The organism is Chryseobacterium lathyri (assembly GCF_030812195.1).
GTDB lineage: Bacteria > Bacteroidota > Bacteroidia > Flavobacteriales > Weeksellaceae > Chryseobacterium > Chryseobacterium lathyri_A.
In genome coordinates this window covers 230,130-251,142 of record NZ_JAUSSF010000001.1, presented here as the reverse complement: position 1 = coordinate 251,142, position 21,013 = coordinate 230,130, and the positions used below count along the sequence as shown (strand labels likewise).

Here is a 21,013-nt window from a genome sequence, read left to right as displayed (position 1 = left end):
TTTTTTTATTAGATGTTAGATGGTTAGAAATTAAATGTTACTTTTTAGATCATTAAATTTAGACTACAGATGTCTCATTTTTCTAACTTCTAGTTTCTACTTCAACTAGCCTCCTACAAAACCTCCTCCATTGATATGAATTACTTCTCCTGTAATATAATCTGCATCTTTAGAGGCAAGGAAAACATAGGCAGGTGCAACTTCCGATGGCTGTCCGGCACGTTTCAGCGGTGTGTCTTTTCCAAATGTTGAAAGATCATCAAAAGCTTCTTTCACAAGAGGTGTCCATATAGGTCCGGGTGCAATTCCGTTGACTAAGATCTTCTTTTCCGCAAGATTGGTTGAAAGTGAACGGATAAAGGACAGAATAGCTCCTTTAGTGGCTGCATAGTCAATCAGGTGATCACTTCCTCTGTATGCTGTAACGGATGTGGTACAGATAATCCTGCCTCCTTTGCCAATCAAAGGTAAAAAATCTCTCGTAAAGGAAATCATAGAGATGATATTCGTATTAAAAGTTTCCTGAATCTGCTCATCGGAGATCTTTTCAAGACTGCTTTTTGAGGTATGAATTCCTGCATTATTAACCAGGATATCCAGATTTCCCCAGGTCTTTTTTATCTTTTCCGCACATTTTGTTCTGACCGTTTTTTTTGTAAGGTCCCCTTTGACGAGGATGCACTGCTGCCCTTCTTTTTCCACAAGCTTTTTTGTTTCTTTAGCATCGTCATCACTTTCTTTATAAATAATTGCGACATCTGCACCTTCTCTCGCAAAATGAACGGCGACAGCCTGTCCTATTCCACTGTCTCCGCCTGAAATAACGGCTTTTTTTCCTTGAAGTTTATGGCTTCCCTGGTAATCATTCCGGATGATCTCCGGAAAGAGCCCTTCTTTGGGAACTTTTGATTTAGATTGTGATCTGTTCTGTGTTTTCATAAGCAAATCTTTTTATAAATCACATCAAACAGCAAGCCGAAAACTGAAACTCAAAAGGGCAAAACAGGCAAATTCGTCGTTTCTTTTACGAACTATAAGCCTCTTCCAGGTCTTTTATAACAATCTTCTGCATTTTCATCATCGCCTGTACTACTTTTTGTGATTTTGACTGATCTGAATCGTTCATTAGCTGAATGAGCCTTTTCGGAACAATCTGCCAGCTGAATCCATATCTGTCTTTCAGCCATCCGCACATACTTTCTCTTCCTCCATCTGAAATAAGGGTATTCCAAAGATAATCGGTATGTTCCTGGTCATCTGTCATGATCACCATAGAAATTCCTTCATTAAAATCAAACTGATGGTCATAAGAATTATCCATACAGAAAAAGCTGTAACCATTAATGGTAAAATGTGCATGCTGTATATTTTCTGCCGGTTCGGGTATAGGATGTCCTTCTCCTCCATCGCCATATTTCAGGATATTCCCAATGCTTGAATTCGGGAATGTCTGGGTATAAAATTCCATTGCTTCCTTTGCTTTTCCATTATTTTGATGGATAAACATCAGCGTAGGAATGATTTTCTGATCTTCCGGTTTATCTCCTAGAAACAGCTGCCAGGTAACGCCGTATTTGTCTTGCACCCAGCCGTATTTCTGACTCCAGGAATAGGAATCCAGAGCCATGAGAGCAATTCCGCCCTCCATAAGTTTGTCCCAATACTGCTGGACTTCATCTTCTGTTTTACAGATGACCATAAAAGAAACTGAAGGATTTTTCTTGAAATGAGGCCCTCCGTTCAGCAGCATCAATTTCTGCCCGAACAGATCAATGTTCATCACTACGGGAGTATCTGCGGTGATCTTTCCGTCAAAGACCTCACAATAAAATTCTGCAGCCTCTTTTGATTCTTCGTCAAACCAGAGACATGGAAAAATATCGTTATTCATAATATTAAATTTAGGGGTGAAAATATATATTTTTGTTGATCATGTTGACAAAAATATGTGCAATGATAAAGTATCAGGTATTCTATAAATAATTAGTTTTTGAAAGAAACCTGATGTTCTTCCATATGATTTTTCAGTCTTTCCATGGTATTTCTTCCAAAGCCATGAAGGTTCATGATCTCTTCTTCAGAATAATCCGAAAGTTTTTCAAGAGAATCAATTTTTTCTCTTTCTAAAGCCCTTCTTGCCGGTACTGCAATAATGCCAGACAGGAAATTATTATTTCTAACAACATGATTAACAGCACAAATGGAGCTTAAACATTTTGCCATTATGACCAGATTTATCATGACTGAAATTGGGTGTTTTAATGATTTTCAACATACTTGTGAAAATTATTGAGAATAGCATACCAGCCATCCCGCTGCATTTCCACAGAATTTTGTTTTTCAGGGTCAAAAATTTCGGTAACTTTTGTGGTGTCTTCGTCTATCTTATCAAAAATAACTTCAACTTTCCGGCCGTCTTCCATATGATATTTAATATAGGAATTCGTAACCACTTCATCATAAACTCCCTCAAATTCAAAACCGAAGCTTTTGTCTTTTGCTTCCATTCTGGTTTTAAATTTTCCCCCGACTCTTAAATCATTTTCGGAACTGGGACACTGCCAGGATTCATCGGCAAAATTCCATTTCGTGATATGTTTGGGGTCATTAAAATAATTCCAGACTTTTTCTACTGGTGTTAAAATGGTGATATCTATTTTAATTGGGTCCATCGTTCTATTTTTTAATGTTAAAATAAGAAGGCAGTCCGGGTTTGAACTGCCCTCAATAAATTTAGTTAAATATAAGATTATTTTGCAGATTCTTCATTATAGTTCACCATCCAATGAACTCCATATTTATCCTGGAAGCTTCCGAAATAATCTCCCCAAAACTGGTCTTCAATCGGCATTTCTATGTTTCCGCCTTCAGAAAGCCCTTTGAACAGCCTGTCCGCTTCATCTTTGGATTCCGGGAAAATGGATACGTAATTATTATTTCCTACGTTAAGGCTCTGCCCGAAACTTGGAACAATATCCGAGGCCATAAGAAGGTCATCCCCAATTGGCAGAGCAATATGCATCACCCTATTTTTCTCTTCGTCGGATAAATTTTCGGTTCCCGGGGCATTGCCCATTTTGAAAACCTCTCCACGAAATTCTCCCCCGAAAATAGATTTGTAAAAGTTGAAAGCTTCTTCTGCTTTCCCGTCAAAATTTAAGTACGGATTTAATTTAGCCATGATTTCTGATTTTTAAATGTTATTGTTAATTAATAAATGTAAGTTTTAAAAGTTTGATCAAGCTCTTAAGAATATTAAGAATGATTGCAGATCAAACTTGAAGATCAGTGTGATCTGTCTTTATATGGTCTTAATGGTTTAAAAATTTTGTCACCTCACTTACTGTAAAATTTATGAGGTGGGAATCTGTGTTTCCTTCGAAGTCTGCCATCATATAGGAGCCATGGCCTGCCGGAAGGATCATCAGCCGGGATTCGGGGACCAGACGCCACATTTCCACTACATGTTCAGGTTTCATGACATCTTTGTCTCCGCTTATGAACAAGGCAGGAGCCTTTATGGATGTCAAAATTTTCTCATCCCAATCTTCAAAAGTCTGCATCCTTTTGCTGTCTTTATCAAACATATTTTCAAGTTTTGAAAAATCAGGATTCAGGTTAAGGAAATTAATCTTAAGAGGTTCCGGCATAGATTCGAGAGTGGCATCTGCCATGCTTTCGAAAAAGCCATCCATCATTCCGTTTCTTTTATAGAATGCAGATGCAATGATGATTTTTTCAGTTATTTCAGGGTAAAGATGCGCAATTTGCATCACGGTGTTTCCGCCGTTGCTGAATCCCCAGAATAAGGCTTTTCCGATATGAAGCTCCTTCAGAAGAGCCGCTACATCATGGGCATCCTGTTCAAAGGTTTCGGGAACATCACGGTGATCGGTCATTCCGTGATTCTGCAGATCAATACCTATGAGCTGAAATTGCTTTTCAAGTCTGGAAATTATTTCCTTAAAATCAAACAGGATGGAAGATCCTCCGCCATGGACTAGTACCAGGGGTTTTCCGGAACCGTAGATTTCGTAGTACATGCGGATTCCGTTGACCTGTTTATGGCCTTTTTCTTTAGGTTCCATTAATTAATACTTTAGATTTTCATCCACGTCATATTTCATCCCCGGATAATCCAGGATTCTTCTCATAAGACCTATCTGCCCGCATAAATAATCTTCTCGACCGATACACATTCCTACGAAATTGAGTTTGGTTTCACGAATAAAAGGAATATTCATCCCGATTTCAAAGATTTCATCCAGTTCTTCATCAGAAGTTTCCCAAAGCTTCTGGTATACTTTTGGTGAAATATCATGGAAATTTTTCTCCAGTTCATCTAAACCCGGATAATTGAAACTTTCATCCAGAGCCTTTCCCTGAAAGAAAAGATCACTGTGGGGATCTTCATCCCTGAGTCCTAAAACCCAGCCCAAAGCATAGCGCATATTGACAAAGTTTCCTGCCATCCAGACGATATGGTTGGTTTTTCCTTCAATTCTTTTCAAAGCATCTTCTTCCGAAATACCATCCAAAACATTGAGAAAGTTTTGAGAGTGCATTCTGTAAGCGGGAATAACGAGCTCCATTTTTTTTGATTTTGGTGTGTCCATTATTTAATTTTTAATGATTGGGTGTCTTTTTGTAGGTGAAGTTTTTACGTTTTTTTTAATTCTAAGCATGGCTATTTTACAGCACCGGGTTTTCCTAAGACTCTTCTGAGATAGCCCAGCTGCCCGCTATGATAAATTTCGTGAAGACAAAAGATAGCAATATCATTAATTGCTTCAGGATTCAACTTTTCAATACTGGTGAGTTTTGCTTCGAGCTTATCCTGAGATTTTTGCAGGTAAGACTTTAATTCTTCAAAACCTATCAGTTCATCTTTTCTTTCCAGCGGAATCTCTCCTCTGTTGTAGCAGGAAAAATTTTCGCTGTTCCAGACAGATTCTTCACCAAGGGTATTCAGAAATGCATTTCTTATGTAAATTAAATGCCCTAGAATCCAGTTCAGGCAGTTGGCCTCACCATTGGGGAAGATCATAGATTCTTCGTGGGTAATGCCTTCGGTATTCATTGACATGACTTTGTAGTTGCTGAATACCTGAACTTTTACTATTTCAATATCGTTTGTTTTCGTTTCCATGGCGGTAAGGTTTTATTATGGTTATTTCCACAGGTTATACAGCTAGGTCCTGATCTTTATTCTGTAGGCATTTGGGAAACATCGGCAAACGTTATATTCCAGCCATGCCCGTCTAAATCCCAAAAAGAGTTTTGATACATCCATCCGTAATCCTGAGGCTCCTCATGTTGTGAAGCTCCGTTTTGCACAGCTGTGTTCACCACCTGATCAACTTCTTCACGACTGTTCAGGGCAATGGCAACAAGAACCTGTGTTGTATCCCCTTTCGGAACAGGTTTTTCGGAAAAAGTCTGGAAATATTCTTCTGTAAGGAACATTACGTAAATATGGTCTTCCTTCAGCACCACGCAGACTGCTTTGTCATCCGAAAATTGTTCATTGATTTCAAATCCCATCCTGGTCCAGAATTCTTTTGTTTTCTGTACATCTTTTACCGGAAGGTTGACATAAATTTGATTGGCTTTCATAATTGTAATTTTTCTGTGTTAAACTTTTAACCAAAATTACCAAGCCTTAATGAAAATCAACTTGCCATAAGACAAGATTTAATTTTTCTTCGGATGGGATACAATTTCCTTACGGATACGGCTTAGAGAAGTGTCTGTAACTCCCAGATAGGAGGCAATTTGTTTGAGAGGGGCAAACTGTAAAACCTGAGGTTTCTGTTCCAAAAGATTAAGATAACGCCTGGTAGCGGAAAGAGTAAACATTTCTACAGAGCGCTGTTTATACACAAAAAGCTCTTTTGACATCCATGCTCTTCCCCATTCTCTTAGATTGGGTATTTTATGGAAAAGCTCCTGAAATGTCTCATAATCAAATCTCCAGCATTCACAGTCTGTGATACAGATAATATTTTCCTGGGTTGGAATTCTCTGAAAAATCGACAACACTTCAATAATGATCTCGTTATCGGCAAAGAAATGCGTGGTTACCTCATTTCCGCTAAAGTCATTGACGTATGAACGGGCAAGGCCCTTTTCCAGGATATAATATTCGTTGGCCGTCTTTCCTTCTTCAAGAATAACATCTCCTTTCTGGAATGAAACTTTTTCATGAGCCTGAAATATTTCGTCAAGCTCTTCCTGAAGAAAAAACGGAAAATCGTAACAGATCTCTAAGGCTTTGCTGATCATGGAGTCATTGCTTTTTAAAGCTTTAAAAATATAATTTTTAATTGAATCCGGAATATAAAAAATTAAACAAATTGATAAAGTACATAAAAGGAACCCCATTTTACTGCATTATTATCAATTGTTTTTATTCTTTCTAAATAATTAAACAGTTTTCTTAGCCAGCCCATAAAATCTATGATTTGCCTCCTTTCCAAGAAGGGGAATGAAAATTTCTGAGCATTATATCAGAATAAAGAAAGCTGGATGGGTTTTGGATTTTTAGGTGGCTGTGCATCCCCAAAGACTGTCTTTCCTCCAAAGCGCCATGAATTCTGTCTTTCTTCCTCGATAACCTGCTGGATATCAAAATCGGGAGTGAAATCTTTTTCAGTGGCGGCAACAATCTGGTGGAGCTTATTTAGGGTATTCAGCTTGTCGGAGTTTCCAAGTTTTGATTTTTCAATTCCTTTTCTGAGAATACTGATGCTTTCGTCGTAGGTTTTGGTCGGAACCGGGAATGGATGCCCGTCTTTTCCGCCATGGGCAAAGGAAAACCTCGCCGGATCGGCAAACCTTGAAGGGGCACCATGGATAACTTCACTTACTAATGCTAAGGACTGCATGGTTCTCGGTCCTACTCCTTCCAGCATTAAAAGGTCTTCAAAATTCTGAGGCTGTTGCTCACGGGTTACATACAAAAGAGCTCCGAGACGTTTTAAATCAACATCTGAAGCCTGCACATCATGATGAGCCGGAAGAATTAACCTTGAAAAATCTTTCATCACATCAATAGAATCGGTATGGGAAATGTCCAGAATTCCCTGCCGGTTTTCTGAGGCATCAGCATCCGTGAGATTAAGAATTTTCCCTCTCGAAATACCATTGATTCCTGTGTGAGGCTCTTCTATAAATGATTTAATATTTTCTGAATGCCAGTGATACCTTCTTGCAGTACCATCGGTCTCATGCATTCCCTGCTGTACTACGCTCCAGCTTCCAGAATCTGCCAGAATAAAATTATGCAGATAGAGCTGGTAACCATCGTGAATAGCAGTATTATCCACTTTTGCGGAGAGTTTGCTGGCTCTTACCAGTTCGTAACCGTTCAGGCCTGTTTTATCAGCAATCTGAAGGAGTTCTGAAGGAGTTTCTTTTGAAAATTTGCCTTTTCCGCCGCAAATATAAAGCCCCAGTGACTTTGAATTGGGATTTATAGATCGTTTTAAAGCACCCATTACAGAAGTTGTAATCCCTGAGGAATGCCAGTCCATGCCTATCACTGCTCCAAAACTCTGGAACCAAAACGGATCTGCAAGCCTCCGGAGAACCTCATCTTTTCCGTAATCCATTAAGATCACTTCAATTATGGAAAGCCCAAGCACGGACATACGTTCATACAGCCACGGCGGTACTTTTCCGTAGTGTAAAGGCAGATCTGCTGTTCCTGAACGTTTCATTGTATTTTAAAGTGTAAAGATAGCTATTGTGCGGTTTCTTCTTGATGATTTGAATCATCAGTTTTGATATAATAATTTAAAGTCTTTTTATGGTTGCTTTTTACCAAACATCCTATTGAATGAATTAGTGGATAGAGGAAAATTCGAGGTCTGTATGTTTTTCTTCGGCATATTCCTCATTGAATATAATGGTGTTTCCGAATGGATCATTTACCGTGAAAGATACAGCTCCATAAAATGTTTTCTCGAGTCCTGGACGATTGTATTTATATTTTTTATCAGTTAATTCTTTGTGGTAAGCAGGAATTCCCTCTCCCCAGATCATCACTCTGGTTCCAGGTGTTCCATCTCCATGATGTTCGCTTAAATGAAAAACTATATCTCCTTTTTTTACTTCCATGTAAACGGGGGTATTTTCTTCAAAATAATGTTCCCATCCTATTTCAAAGCCCAGCCAGTCCACATAAAACTCTATAGTTTTTTGATAGTCAAAGATCCTGAGGATAGGAATAATCTGTGTTGCTTTCATAGTAAAATTTTATAATGAATAATACTGTATGTTGGTACAATAATCTACTGATGCGAAAGTATATTGATTAAATTTCCAAACGGATCTTTTACAAAAAACCTTCGTACTCCCCAATCTTCATCGGTGATTCCGTAAGTAATTTCAAAGCCAGCCTGCTTCATTTTTCCGTAAAGCTCATCCAGATTATCTGCTTCAATTGAAAGCAGAGGAACTTCTGTATTATTTCCGCCTTGAGTGGCAAAACTTACCTGAACCTTTGCTTCTTCATGGTTTCCAAAAGTTTTGATCCAACCATGGTCCATCAGGATTTCAAGACCCAGGATATCTTTATAAAAATGATCTGCTTCGGTTAAATGATCTGTTTTTATATTGGCTACAATTCTTTTTACCATTTTATACAAATTAAGAGTTTACAATATAGATCACTGTTAATAATAAGTGATTGTTCTTACAATTTTCTGTATAATCTCTTTATCATCCGGAGTATCTGAATCATAAAACTCTTCAGATAAAGTACGCTCTATCCAATTATTCTTTTTATCATATTTATAGATAAATTTAAAATATCTTGGCTCTTCATCTTTTCCTTCAGTAACGATGTAGTCCTGTAAGTCACCATATTTATTATAATAGTATTTAATGTATTCATTTTCAGAGATCAGCTTATTGGTACTGGGATCTACCTTTGATGAGTAAGTCAGATAGTCAATACTTATATCCTCTATAGATGAAGATGTTAGAAGGATTACAGGGTTTTTCTCATATACTATATTTTCTATTTTATTATCACGGGGCTGCTGATAGGCCTTTATGGATTTACTCACAAGCTTCACCAAAGAGGGCTCTCCTTCTTTATTGAAATTTAAATCAATCTGGTCAGTATATCCGTTATAATAATATTTACCTGTATTTCCCGATGTGTCATAATTGAAAATTTCCCATTGGGTAGTTTTTGCTTTACCCATCAAATCATAATTTTCATATTGCTGATTTTGAAATTTTTTGGGAGTGCTGGTTTCCGACCGGAATTCTGTTTTCTCTTTTCCCTGTCCGCTGCAGGCAGTAAAAAAAAGTAAAAGCAGAAGCGTTGAAAAGCTTGAGCAGTGAATTCTCCTTTTAAATTTAATTATTTTCACGGTATTAATTTTCATGTGGTCAATTTAAGATAACTAGAGGCTTATTACTCAACCATGGTAAAATTGTTGTAACTTGTTTATATATTCTCCAGAGTCAAAAAAAGCCCTGTGAATGAGTTTCCCACAAGGCTTTATACGATTTTATTATTATATTACTTCAATGCGTCAATTGCTGCACTGTAGTTAGGTTCGGTAGTAATTTCCGGAACCTGTTCTGTATAAACGACCTTGTTGTTTTCGTCTGTAACAATTACGGCACGGCTTAGCAGTCCTTTCATAGGTGAATCTGTAATAGTCACTTCGTAATCATCTCCAAAGCTGCTTCTGAAATCTGAAAGTGTTTCTACATTGTTCAGGCCTTCAGCTGCACAGAATCTCCCCAATGCAAATGGAAGGTCTTTAGAAACATTGATCACTACAGTATTATCAAGCTTTGAAGCTTCCTCATTGAACTTTCTTGCAGAAGCGGCACAAATCCCTGTATCAATACTCGGGAAGATATTGAATACCTTCTTTTTCCCATCAAAATCTGAAAGAAGTTTCACGTTCAGGCTAGCGTCTACCAACGCAAAATCTCTTACGGTTGTTCCTACTGACGGAAGAGTTCCTATTGTATTTACTTCGTTTCCTTTAAGGGTAATTGTTGACATAATTTTATTTTTTTAGTTTTTCAAATTTACTCAAAATAGAAAGTTTCTGCAGCCAATTAAAGGTTAAATAATTCTTAAAGTGAAAATAAAAATCCCTATCTTCTGAATTAATTTTTTGAGACAAAATTTTAATTATATTCGCAATTCAAAAAATAAAACTCGATGAGAAAAAAAATTACGTTACTTCTCTTTGGGGTGCCTGTTTTTGGTTTGGCTCAGTCTGTGATCGGAAATATCAATTCCGGAGCCGTTTCTGAGACCAATTTCACGCATTCTGTAGGAGAAATCTATGTCATTCCCAATGATCCCGATCAGACCAATTCTGGCACTATGGGAATGTATTACCAATCTGTTTTAAAAGTTCTAGGTGTCAAAGAACTTGAAAAAGATAATGTCAAGATCTACCCCAATCCTACCACTGATTTTGTTCATGTCACTCTCAATTCAAACTCAAAAATTGAGGAGGCTGAAGTGTATGACACTGCCGGAAGACTTGTTTTAAAAGTGAGGCTGGATCAGGAAAAAATTGATCTTCGAAGCCTGGATTCGGGAATTTATATGATCTCATTCAAAAATCCGGACATCAAACCTATTAAAATCATTAAAAAACCTTAAAAACATAAACATGAAAAAACTTTACACTACAATAGGATTATTTATCGCTACATTTCTCACTGCGCAGGTCCCACAGGCTTTCAGTTATCAGACGATTGCGTTCAATGCTTCAGGGGCACCCATTGCTAACGGGAACGTTTCTTTAAAAGTAAGTATTTTGGAAAACACTGCTACAGGACCTGTTTTATATACTGAAACTCATACCAAAACCACCAACGCAAAAGGTTTAGTTAATTTAAATATCGGACAAGGAACGGCTACAACAGGAACTTTCGGAGGAATCAACTGGGGAACAAATACAAAATTTGTAAAGGTTGAAATGGATCCTCAGGGTGGTTCTAATTATACCAATGTAGGAGTCAATCAATTGATGAGTGTTCCTTATGCACAGGTGAGTAAAACGGTTGTTACAGGTGCGGGACAAGGCATTACGCTTGTTTCCCCGAATGGAACCAATTATACATTGAATGTAAGTGATTCCGGAACATTGAATTTACCGGTAAGTTCAGGATCCAGCTCGCAACTACCTGCTAACTTGTATATGTACGGAAGTTATAATAATTTCACAGCAACTTCAGCAGATTTAATGCGAAATGACGGAAGTAAAGTTGGGTATAAATATTTACCTGCAAATTCACAGCTCAAATTCATTGCTGCGCAGAATGCAAGTGCACAAAACTATGGTTCAGACAGTCAAACTAATTTGGTTCCAAACGGAAGTGTTTACAACATTTCCTCCAACGGATTTTATAAGATAGAAATTACGAACTTTATAGGGAATCCTGTAAGAACATTTAACTTCAGTCCGGGCATCAGTTTAAATACTACTGGTTCCAGTTCTCCGGTAGTTTCTCCGTTAAGCTATAATCCAGCAACAAGCAAATTTTCTTTTAATCTCACCGGTGTAACCTCCTCAAATTTTACGGGATTCACTATCATTCTTTCTCCAGGAGGAGCTACAGGTACTGAAATTCTGGGAGATAATCTGAGTGACGGAAACTTAGATATCAACGGTACACCTATTTTGATTCCCAACCTTACTTCCATTCCAAAAAATTTCAAGGTTGAATTTAATATTAATTTTGATGCTACCGGCACATATACAATTACACAAATATAATTTAAAGAGGCAAAAGCCTCTTTTTTTACGCAAAATAACTCCATAAAACAATCATATTTAGTAAATTTGTGATTCTTAAAAAATCAAATAATAAATAACAGTATAATGTCAGACAAATCAAAAATCTATTACACCCTTACGGATGAAGCTCCAATGTTGGCAACACACTCGTTTTTACCAATTGTAAAAGCTTTTACAAAATCAGCAAACATTGAAATTGCAGTTCCGGATATTTCTTTATCTGGAAGAATTTTGGCTAACTTCCCTGAGTTTTTGAAAGATGACCAGAAAATCGGTGATGCATTGGCTGAATTGGGTCAATTAGCCACTCAACCGGATGCAAATATTATCAAATTACCTAATATTTCAGCTTCAGCGCCTCAGCTTGATGAAGCGATCGCTGAATTACAGTCTAAAGGTTTCGCAGTTCCAAATTATCCTGCAGAGCCTAAAAATGATGAAGAAAAAGCAATCAAAGCTAAATATGCCAAAGTTTTAGGAAGTGCCGTAAACCCTGTATTAAGAGAAGGAAATTCTGACAGACGTGCTCCAAAAGCAGTTAAAAACTATGCAAAAGCCAACCCTCACAGAATGGGAGACTGGGCTTCTGACAGCAAAACAGACGTGGCTCACATGGAAGGAGGAGATTTCTACGGAACCGAAACTTCAACCACTGTAGAAAACGCTACAAAATTCAAAATTACGTTCAAAGGGAATGACGGAGCGGAAACTTTACTAAAAGATTTCGCAGGTCTTCAGGCCGGAGAAGTGATCGATTCTTCTGTAATGAATCTTACCTCACTGAAAGCATTTGTTCAGAAAGCAATTGATGAAGCTAAAAACAAAAATGTACTTCTTTCTGCCCACCTTAAAGCAACGATGATGAAGATCTCTGATCCTATTATCTTCGGAGCTATCGTTGAGACTTATTTCAAGGATGTTTTCACTAAATACGCTGAAACATTCAAATCTTTAGATGTTAATCCAAACAACGGTCTTGCCGATCTTTTCGAAAAAATCAAAGGAAATACTCAGGAAGCTGAAATTAAAGCTGAAATTGAAGCTGCTTTAGCGAACGGGCCAAGAGTGGCTATGGTAAATTCTGATAAAGGTATTACCAACTTCCATGTTCCTTCTGACATCATTGTGGATGCATCTATGGCTGCCCTGGTAAGAGGAGGTGGAAAGATGTGGAATAAGGACGGAAACGAAGAAGATACGGTATGCATCATCCCGGACCGTTCTTATGCAGGTTTCTATCAGGCTGTGATTGATGATATGAAAGCCCACGGAAAACTGGATCCTACGACTATGGGTTCTGTTCCGAACGTAGGTTTAATGGCTCAAAAAGCTGAAGAATACGGTTCTCACGACAAGACTTTCCAGGCATCAGCTGACGGAACTATTGAAGTTCAGGATGAAGCAGGAAACATTCTTCTTTCTCAAAAAGTAGAAAAAGGTGATATCTTCAGAATGTGTCAGACTAAAGATGCTCCAATCCAGGACTGGGTGAAACTGGCAGTAAACAGATCAAGACTTTCTGATACGCCTGCTATTTTCTGGCTAGACAAAGGAAGGGCACACGACAGAGAGATCATCAAAAAAGTAGAAAAATACCTTAAAGATCACGATACTGCAGGCCTTGACATCAGAATTCTTGATGTAAAAGACGCTATGACTGAAACACTTAAAAGAGCAAGAGAAGGAAAAGATACAATCTCCGTTTCAGGAAACGTATTGAGAGATTATTTAACTGACCTTTTCCCTATCCTTGAATTAGGAACTTCTGCAAAAATGCTTTCCATTGTTCCATTGATGAACGGAGGAGGTTTATTTGAAACAGGTGCAGGAGGTTCTGCTCCAAAACACATTGAGCAGTTCTTAGAAGAAGGTTACCTGAGATGGGATTCCCTAGGTGAATTCTTAGCGCTTCAGGCTTCTTTGGAACATTTGGCTCAGACGCAGGGGAATACTAAATCTCAGGTTCTGGCTGATGCACTGGATGAAGCCAATGCTAAATTCTTAGCTACTGATAAATCACCCGCAAGAAAAGTAGGCCAGATCGACAACAGAGGTTCTCACTTCTATTTAGCAATGTACTGGGCAGAAGCTTTAGCTAACCAGACAGCAGACACTGAATTGGCAGCTCATTTTGCTCCGGTTGCAGCAGCATTGCAGGAAAGCGAAGCAGTGATTAACGAAGAATTAATCAGCGCTCAGGGTAAACCTCAGAATATTGACGGTTACTACAAAACGGATACCTATAAAACGTATGCAGCGATGAGACCAAGCACAGTATTAAATGAAATCATTGACGGAATTTAATTTCTGACTGATAATGAATTAAAGCTCCTTTTTTAAGGGGCTTTTTTTTGGATTAATTTTAAATATCCGGAGATCAGTTTAAATAAAATGAGCATTCAGGCTTTATTAGTAATTATAAAATTGTGGCCGGATCATTGAATATTCTTTTTATAGCCCAAAGACTTTTTTTGTATATTTCCTACATTGAATAATTTATAAATCATCAATATGAAAACCATTAATTATATTTTAATCATACTATTCTTCAGCAGCGGCTGTTCCGCCCAGAATTATAAATTGATTGAAGCGGTTCACACAACAAATCTCGGAGGTGTAAAAGGCTCCAGATCGGAAAACTTTAATATCAAAGTAAAGGATATCTCAAAAATAGAACCCAAATATCTATTGGCCGGAAATGTAAAAATACCTTTAAAAAAAGAAAACAAGAACGGAATATTACATCTGCAGGGAATCTACTTACCCGAATCCTCAGATCAAATAACCATAGATGCGAATGGGGCAATAAAAAATCCAGAACACGATCAAATATTAGATCTTACCAAGGTATATCTGATATCTGAAAACAAAAAAAATAAAAAACAGATCAAACAAAAAATAAATTTCCTTCACAAAAACAACGAAATTAATAACAAAATATCAACAGAAAGAGAAGATAGCCCACAATAAATTTAATTTTATTGAAATAAATATTTTTTTGACAATAAAAAAATCCTATTTTTATAGAGTTTAAAAAAAACAGATATGAAATTAAAATCAATTTTCGGAGTGGGCCTTACCGTGGCTTCACTTTATCTGAATGCGCAGGAAGTGCAAAAAGGCACAGCAAATAACGCCTCAAAGGTTAATAAAAAGTATCTGAAACACATTCAGGACATCACAAATTCTTATCAAAAAAGGATTCAAGACGCCAGGGAACATAAGCAGAAACCACCTGATGAATATTATCTACAGGATTTCATTGCTACCATGGACCCTGAAACCGGAACTGTACACAACAAAAATTATGTGGATCTTGAACAAAAGGTAGCAAGCGGTAAATTTCAGCCTGAAAAAAATTTAAAACTATTCAACGGTGCTAATGACGGCCAGGCCAATAAAAGCATTAGCAATCTATGGATAGAAAGAGGTCCTTATGAGACGGGAGGAAGAGTAAGAGGCATCATGTTTGACCCAAATGACCTTACAGGCAAAAAGGTTTGGGCAGGTGGCGTTTCAGGCGGATTATGGTTCAATAATGATATCTCCGATCCTAGTTCTGAATGGACACTGGTAGATGCATTCTGGTCCAATACCACTGTATCATGCATTACTGCAGATCCTAATAATCCCCAGATTTTTTATGTAGGAACCGGAGAAGTAGAGACCGGGGATTTCAGCGGTTTAGGGATCTGGAAAACCACCAATGGTGGCACTACATGGCAGCAGGTATTTAATCTCGAAAGCGGATATGCCTCCAATGGCGTTAAAAAAGGAATGTACAACATCCCTTCTATTAAGGTGGTCAATAATAATGGAGTCTCTGAAGTATATGCAGGGGTTTCCGGAACCTATTTTGCAGATGCCGCTACTTTTGCCGGATTAAATGAAGCCGGATTATATAAATCTACTGACGGTACAAACTTCACTCTTTTAAACAGCCTGCTTACTACCGCTACCAGAGGGTATGATATCCAGGATATTGAAGTAGGTACAGATAATTCCATATGGGTTGCCACAAGACGGAGCAGTTTCAGCGGTTCCACCTCTGGTGGAAGAATTTTTAAATCTACCGATCATGGTGCTACGTTTAACAACGTCTATAATGTAGGAAACAATAATGCAAGGGTAATGGTAGAAGTTTCCAGCACCAATCCTTTAAAGGCTTATGCATTAATGCAGGGAGAAACAAGTGCGGAACCGATCAGACTTGCAAAAACAACAGATGGCGGTACGACATGGATTACTACTAACACCGCGGGATCAGGGATTACTCTGCCCAATCCTATAGATACAGGACAGCCCGACAATGATTTTACAAGAGGCCAGGCATTTTATGATTTAGTCATTGAAACCGACCCTACTAATGATGATCATGTTTACGTAGGGGGAATTGATTCTTATAAAAGTACAGATGGCGGTGCAACATGGACCCAGTATACCAAATGGTCCAATAATAATGCCCTTAGTACTGCTAATATTTCTGTGGTACATGCAGACCAGCATGCATTGGTTTTTAACCCGAAGAATCCCAGCCAGTTTGTAATGGGCAATGACGGAGGTATTTTCTTTGCTTCAAATAAAGATAATCTTGCCAGTACAACAGCCGTAGGAATGAGAAATAAACGCTTTAATGTAACCCAATTCTACCACGGCACCTTAAATCCTTCTTCGACATCTGCAGCTGAAGATATGATTCTGGGTGCTCAGGATAATGGTACGAAAAGGCTTTCAGGAGCTGTTTTAGCCAATAATTTCTATAACACTTCAGAAGTATATGGCGGTGACGGGGCTTATACAGCGTTTGATGACCAGAATAAATACCTTATCGCATCTTATACTAATAACTATCACATTATTTTTAATGCACAGGGAGGATATTATCTCCTGGCTGCAGCTCAAAGAGACGCCGGACAATTTATAAATCCTCTGGCAGTGGACAGAAATCTGGACATAGCCTACACTAATGCCAATGGATCGGGCTCAACGTCTATTGTATTAAATAGAATAAGCGGCTTGGCAAGTATTCCATTAAGCCTTGTAAGGACTCAGCTGACTATTGCCACAGTAGCGGCAGGTGAATTCGTTACCGATATTTTTGCTTCACCATATACTACTACGAGCTCTACCCTTTTCATTGGTTTATCTTCAGGAAAATTGTACAAAGTTACCAATGCCAATACAACACACAATACTTCAACCATCAATTATAATTTCGGAGGATATATTTCCGATATCAAATTAGGAGCTTCTGAAAATGAGATCATGGTGACAGTTTCCAATTTCACCAAAACAAGTGTATTTTACAGCACAGATGGAGGAACAACATGGGTTTCCAAAGAAGGAAATCTTCCTGATATTCCTGTAAAAGCTATTTTCATGAACCCTCAGGACAATAATGAGGTTATTCTGGGAACTTATTACGGAGTATGGGGTACTTCTAACTTCCAAACTGCTTCACCTACATGGGCTCTATATTCTGACGGTCTGGGCAAATTTAAAGTTAATCATTTTGATTACCGTCCATCTGATAAAACCATTTTAGCAGTAACTTACGGAAGAGGGGCTTTCACCACCAACGTGGCCACCCCAACTTTGTCAACAAGCAATGTCCAATATAATCTTCTGAAAAATAAGGTATATCCTAATCCCACCAGAGGTCCTATTCATGTAAATCTTGAAAACGGAAAAGCTGCGGATATAGAGATTTATGATGCTGCCGGCAGACTTGTTCTGACAAAAAAGAATGTAAAGTCTGATGAAGAATTTAATATTGAAAGCCTAGGAAAAGGTGATTATATATTAAAAGTTCTCCAAAATGGAACTATGGTTCACACCTCTGTGATCATAAGAAAATAAGAAATAAAATTTTAAAATAAAACAGCAAGGTAAGGTAGTCTTATCTTGTTGTTTTTTAATATTTACAATTGATGAAAAAAAGCTACATATTCGGGCTGTCATTAGGGATGATTGGATTTGTATATGCACAGGAAAGTGAAAAAAATATTGATGAAATTGAAATCCATGCAAGAGCAAAAGTAATAAAAGAACGTGAAGAATTTAAAAAACATGCACAGTCTACAGAAATCATTTCCGAGTATGAAATCAACCGGAATAATCCTGCATTTATAGAGCATAGCCTCAATACCATGGCCGGAGTACAGGTAGAAAAAAGAACCCAGCTGGGAGGTCAGAGAATTATATTGAGAGGCTACGGAAACGACCAAAAATTTAACAACTGGGGAATCAAAATGTACCTGAACAACATGCCTCTTACCGGTGCAGACGGGGTTACCATTTTGGATGATGTCAATTTCGGTCTGATCAACCATATAGATGTGATAAAAGGTCCTGCTGCAACATTGTACGGTGGCGGTTCCGGCGGTGCTGTAAGACTCTATATAAAACCGGAAACCCAAAAAGGAACTTCTGTTTCCGAGCAATTCAATACCGGATCTTTCGGGCTTTTTCAGAGCTCCACTTCAGCTTCCAGCGTTGGGGAAAACCACTCTGTAACCGCTAATTTCACTCATGTCGGGAGTGATGGATACCGCCCTCATGGAAAAAGCATTAAGAATTTTTATAATATTAACGGTGAATTTAAACTGAATCAAAAGCAAACCATCACCTTATTGGCTTCCCATGGGAATTCTCTGGAACAGGTATCAGGACAGATTTCCTATGATGACTACTACAACGGCATTGATAATGGAAATTTCGCGTACATCAGAAGAGGAGCAAAAACTAAATTTATTACTTCCAGAGCCGGAGTCGGACATATCTGGAAGATCAGCAAAAATTTCAGTAATAATACTACTCTATTTTATACCGGTACTAAGGGGGACAGGATCGCAGCAGGAGCCTATGAAACTTCTTCTGCATCCAATTACGGTCTCAGGTCAGTATTTGTATTTAACAAAAACTGGGAGCATTTCAAGAGCCAAACAGAATTCGGAATTGAAATCCAACAGTCTAATTCTACCATTTCCAATTACCGTTTCAAAAGTGTAAAAATTACGGAACCGCCCATATTAAGACCTTTATATGAAGGTTCCTATTTCGATTATACCAATAACCAGTCCAATTATTTTGCCGTCGAAAAAATCACCTATAAGCCTTGGAATTTAATGTTCCTGGCAGGGATCAGCATCAATCAAATCAGCTACAACAGAAAAGATCTGTTTGCCCTTCCCGGTCTGTTCTTAGTAAATGGCAATGATCTTTACAATAAGGATCTGTCTTTTGATAAGAAATTTAAAGCAGTAGCAACCCCACATTTTGCCCTGCAAAAAACATGGAAAAATCAGATCTTCAACCTCAGCTACAGTGAAGGCTACAATGCACCGACTTCTGCCACATCTTTTACAACCGGTCTTAATGTCACCAATGATAACCTTATTGCAGAAAAGGCAAAAATGTGGGATTTCAGCATACAGGGATTAATCGGAAATACTTCTATAGATTATCAGTTCTCATTATTCAATATTAATATTAAAGATAAGCTGACTCAATTACGGGGTACAATGGATAATCCGGAACGGACTCCATATTCTTATTGGGCCAATACGGGAGATCAGAGAAATAAAGGTTTGGAAATGAGTGCAGGATATTCCTATAAGCCTAAAAATTCTTTTGTTGCTAAAATCCAGCCTTTTGTAAGCTATACCTACAATAATTTTAAATATTCAAAATTCAGCACCTATCTGAAAGAACACGCCCTTCCCGCCGCAGTAAACGTTTATGATAATAAAAATGTAGCTGGGGTCCCAAAAACAAAACTTTCTATAGGATTAGACTTTGACACCGAAATCGGGATCTATTGGCAGAATACATACAATTTTATGGGAAGTGTCTACACAGATTTTGCTAATTCAAACAAAGTGAAAAGCTTCGGACTGCTCAACTCTAAAATCGGCTACAAGCATACTTTCAATAAATTTGATGTAGATGTGTTTGTGATAGGAAATAATTTAACCAGCCAGATCAATTATACTTTCCTGTTTTATGGAAACAGTATCAATGATACAGATATGGACAACCAGTATAACAACTCCGCTGTTTATACTGATGTAAATCCAGGGCCCAGCAAAGCTTATTTCTTTACAGGATTTAATGTGAAGTATAATTTTTAACCCTTCACAGGCAGTACAGCATGAATAATCCCCTCACTTTTGAGGGGATTATTATTAAAACTATGTCGTAGAAAATTTAAGTGTAAACCTAATTCATAAAGCTTTCAGGAATCCATTCATAAGCAACATCTTTCTTCTTTGTAAAGCCAAGTCCCGGCCATGGAAGATGGTAAGCAAAAGCCTTCGTTTTAGTTTCTGCCAGTTGCTTAAGTAATTTTTTTCGGGATTCTGCAGCAATATCCAGGTCCGTATCTCCTGAAAATCCCCATTCGGGATGCGGAAAAAGAATAACATCAGAATGAATCAGATCCGCAATATACGTTAATTTCTCGCTGCCCGAAGTAACAGTAATAACCGTAAGACCCGGCGTATGTCCCGGAGCCAGCTGAAAACTGAAATGATCAAACAGAGGTTTCTTAAAATCAAAAAACTTCAGCTTCGGCCGGATTGTTTTCAGAATATTCTGGATGGGAGGAATGATCTGGTTAAGGAATTCAGGCTGGCTTTTCAGAAAGCTGTTTTTAAAATCTTTGATCGAAGCCTGGAGCCAAAAGTCATGCTCAATTTTTGAAATATAAAGATCCGCATTAGGAAAAACCAGATTGTTCTGCTTGTCCACTACCCCGCCAATATGATCCGGATGAGCGTGAGAAATAAAAACATCTGTGATATCTTTTGGAGAAAATCCTGCTTTCTGCAGACTCTTCAGAATAAATCCTGTTCTTTCATCTGCAAAGACTCCCATTCCGGCATCCAGTAAAACAAGCCTGTCTTTGGTTTTGACAAGCATGAGATTCATTGCCATATCAACATAATCATCCGGCCGGAAATTGTCTCTGAGAATGGCTTTTAATTGAGAGATATCTGCTCTCGGAGCAAATGTGTCAATGTTTTCCTCGTGAATATATCCATCCGTAAGAATAAACAGCTCCAATTCTCCAAGCTTGATCTTTTTAAATGCTGAAAGGTCTTCTTCGGGATGAGATGAAAGCATTCTGGTACTGCCAAAAACATCAGAAAACGGAACAAGGCTGAACGCTCCGGCCATGAGTCCGTTTTTTAAAAGTTCTCTTCTGTTCATAATCAAAT

The 21,013-nt window shown here is 38.0% G+C and carries 22 protein-coding genes; 6 read left to right on the top strand and 16 right to left on the bottom strand.

The window, feature by feature from the left end:
• Positions 1 to 105: 105 nt before the first annotated feature.
• The 15 genes from J2T03_RS01165 to tpx form a co-directional block, all read right to left on the bottom strand.
• On the bottom strand, positions 106 to 939 hold the full coding sequence (locus J2T03_RS01165) for an SDR family oxidoreductase (protein WP_307208979.1): 834 nt from the start codon (positions 937 to 939) through the stop codon (positions 106 to 108).
• Positions 940 to 1,024: 85 nt separating this feature from the next.
• Complete coding sequence (locus J2T03_RS01160; protein ID WP_307208977.1) at positions 1,025 to 1,891, bottom strand: VOC family protein; 867 nt, start codon at positions 1,889 to 1,891, stop codon at positions 1,025 to 1,027.
• Positions 1,892 to 1,983: 92 nt separating this feature from the next.
• Entirely contained in the window at positions 1,984 to 2,223 is a 240-nt protein-coding gene (locus J2T03_RS01155; protein WP_307208975.1) for a DNA-directed RNA polymerase subunit alpha C-terminal domain-containing protein, read from the bottom strand.
• A gap of 35 nt (positions 2,224 to 2,258) precedes the next feature.
• Complete coding sequence (locus J2T03_RS01150; RefSeq protein ID WP_307208973.1) at positions 2,259 to 2,672, bottom strand: SRPBCC family protein; 414 nt, start codon at positions 2,670 to 2,672, stop codon at positions 2,259 to 2,261.
• 77 nt (positions 2,673 to 2,749) lie between these two features.
• Positions 2,750 to 3,181: a VOC family protein gene (locus tag J2T03_RS01145; protein WP_307208971.1), complete on the bottom strand. Its 432-nt coding sequence runs from the start codon at positions 3,179 to 3,181 to the stop codon at positions 2,750 to 2,752.
• 130 nt (positions 3,182 to 3,311) lie between these two features.
• Entirely contained in the window at positions 3,312 to 4,088 is a 777-nt protein-coding gene (locus J2T03_RS01140) for an alpha/beta fold hydrolase (RefSeq protein WP_307208969.1), read from the bottom strand.
• 3 nt (positions 4,089 to 4,091) lie between these two features.
• A complete protein-coding gene (locus J2T03_RS01135; RefSeq protein WP_306845989.1) occupies positions 4,092 to 4,616 on the bottom strand; it encodes a DinB family protein in 525 nt (174 codons plus the stop codon).
• Between the two features lie 71 nt (positions 4,617 to 4,687).
• Positions 4,688 to 5,149, bottom strand: coding sequence for a hypothetical protein (locus tag J2T03_RS01130; RefSeq protein ID WP_307208967.1), 462 nt, complete (start codon positions 5,147 to 5,149; stop codon positions 4,688 to 4,690).
• A 56-nt stretch (positions 5,150 to 5,205) separates the two neighbouring features.
• Positions 5,206 to 5,616 (bottom strand): VOC family protein, encoded by a 411-nt coding sequence (locus J2T03_RS01125; protein ID WP_307208965.1) that lies wholly within the window; start codon positions 5,614 to 5,616, stop codon positions 5,206 to 5,208.
• Positions 5,617 to 5,694: 78 nt separating this feature from the next.
• Positions 5,695 to 6,285: a Crp/Fnr family transcriptional regulator gene (locus tag J2T03_RS01120; RefSeq protein ID WP_306845992.1), complete on the bottom strand. Its 591-nt coding sequence runs from the start codon at positions 6,283 to 6,285 to the stop codon at positions 5,695 to 5,697.
• Between the two features lie 224 nt (positions 6,286 to 6,509).
• Positions 6,510 to 7,721, bottom strand: coding sequence for a DUF763 domain-containing protein (locus tag J2T03_RS01115; protein WP_307208962.1), 1,212 nt, complete (start codon positions 7,719 to 7,721; stop codon positions 6,510 to 6,512).
• Positions 7,722 to 7,845: 124 nt separating this feature from the next.
• Complete coding sequence (locus tag J2T03_RS01110) at positions 7,846 to 8,250, bottom strand: glyoxalase superfamily protein (RefSeq protein WP_306845994.1); 405 nt, start codon at positions 8,248 to 8,250, stop codon at positions 7,846 to 7,848.
• Between the two features lie 44 nt (positions 8,251 to 8,294).
• Positions 8,295 to 8,642, bottom strand: a complete 348-nt coding sequence (locus tag J2T03_RS01105; RefSeq protein WP_307208960.1) for a VOC family protein — start codon at positions 8,640 to 8,642, stop codon at positions 8,295 to 8,297.
• Positions 8,643 to 8,678: 36 nt separating this feature from the next.
• Positions 8,679 to 9,401, bottom strand: a complete 723-nt coding sequence (locus J2T03_RS01100; RefSeq protein WP_307208958.1) for a hypothetical protein — start codon at positions 9,399 to 9,401, stop codon at positions 8,679 to 8,681.
• A 137-nt stretch (positions 9,402 to 9,538) separates the two neighbouring features.
• A complete protein-coding gene (tpx, locus tag J2T03_RS01095; RefSeq protein ID WP_306845997.1) occupies positions 9,539 to 10,036 on the bottom strand; it encodes a thiol peroxidase in 498 nt (165 codons plus the stop codon).
• A 162-nt stretch (positions 10,037 to 10,198) separates the two neighbouring features.
• On the opposite strand from tpx, the gene J2T03_RS01090 reads away from it, so the two are divergent.
• From J2T03_RS01090 to J2T03_RS01065, 6 genes are all read left to right on the top strand, one after another.
• Positions 10,199 to 10,651 carry a T9SS type A sorting domain-containing protein gene (locus J2T03_RS01090; protein ID WP_307208956.1) on the top strand — a complete coding sequence of 151 codons (453 nt, stop codon included), beginning with the start codon at positions 10,199 to 10,201 and terminating at the stop codon, positions 10,649 to 10,651.
• Positions 10,652 to 10,661: 10 nt separating this feature from the next.
• Positions 10,662 to 11,771 (top strand): hypothetical protein, encoded by a 1,110-nt coding sequence (locus J2T03_RS01085; RefSeq protein WP_307208954.1) that lies wholly within the window; start codon positions 10,662 to 10,664, stop codon positions 11,769 to 11,771.
• Between the two features lie 105 nt (positions 11,772 to 11,876).
• The gene (locus J2T03_RS01080; RefSeq protein ID WP_306845998.1) at positions 11,877 to 14,096 is read left to right on the top strand and encodes an NADP-dependent isocitrate dehydrogenase; all 2,220 of its coding nucleotides are present in this window, start codon (positions 11,877 to 11,879) and stop codon (positions 14,094 to 14,096) included.
• Between the two features lie 276 nt (positions 14,097 to 14,372).
• On the top strand, positions 14,373 to 14,762 hold the full coding sequence (locus J2T03_RS01075) for a hypothetical protein (RefSeq protein WP_307208953.1): 390 nt from the start codon (positions 14,373 to 14,375) through the stop codon (positions 14,760 to 14,762).
• Between the two features lie 75 nt (positions 14,763 to 14,837).
• Positions 14,838 to 17,651 carry a T9SS type A sorting domain-containing protein gene (locus tag J2T03_RS01070; protein WP_307208952.1) on the top strand — a complete coding sequence of 938 codons (2,814 nt, stop codon included), beginning with the start codon at positions 14,838 to 14,840 and terminating at the stop codon, positions 17,649 to 17,651.
• Between the two features lie 71 nt (positions 17,652 to 17,722).
• On the top strand, positions 17,723 to 19,924 hold the full coding sequence (locus J2T03_RS01065; RefSeq protein ID WP_307208951.1) for a TonB-dependent receptor: 2,202 nt from the start codon (positions 17,723 to 17,725) through the stop codon (positions 19,922 to 19,924).
• A gap of 88 nt (positions 19,925 to 20,012) precedes the next feature.
• Here the strand turns inward: J2T03_RS01065 and J2T03_RS01060 are convergent, their stop codons facing one another.
• Complete coding sequence (locus tag J2T03_RS01060; RefSeq protein ID WP_307208949.1) at positions 20,013 to 21,005, bottom strand: MBL fold metallo-hydrolase; 993 nt, start codon at positions 21,003 to 21,005, stop codon at positions 20,013 to 20,015.
• Between the last annotated feature and the right edge of the window lie 8 nt (positions 21,006 to 21,013).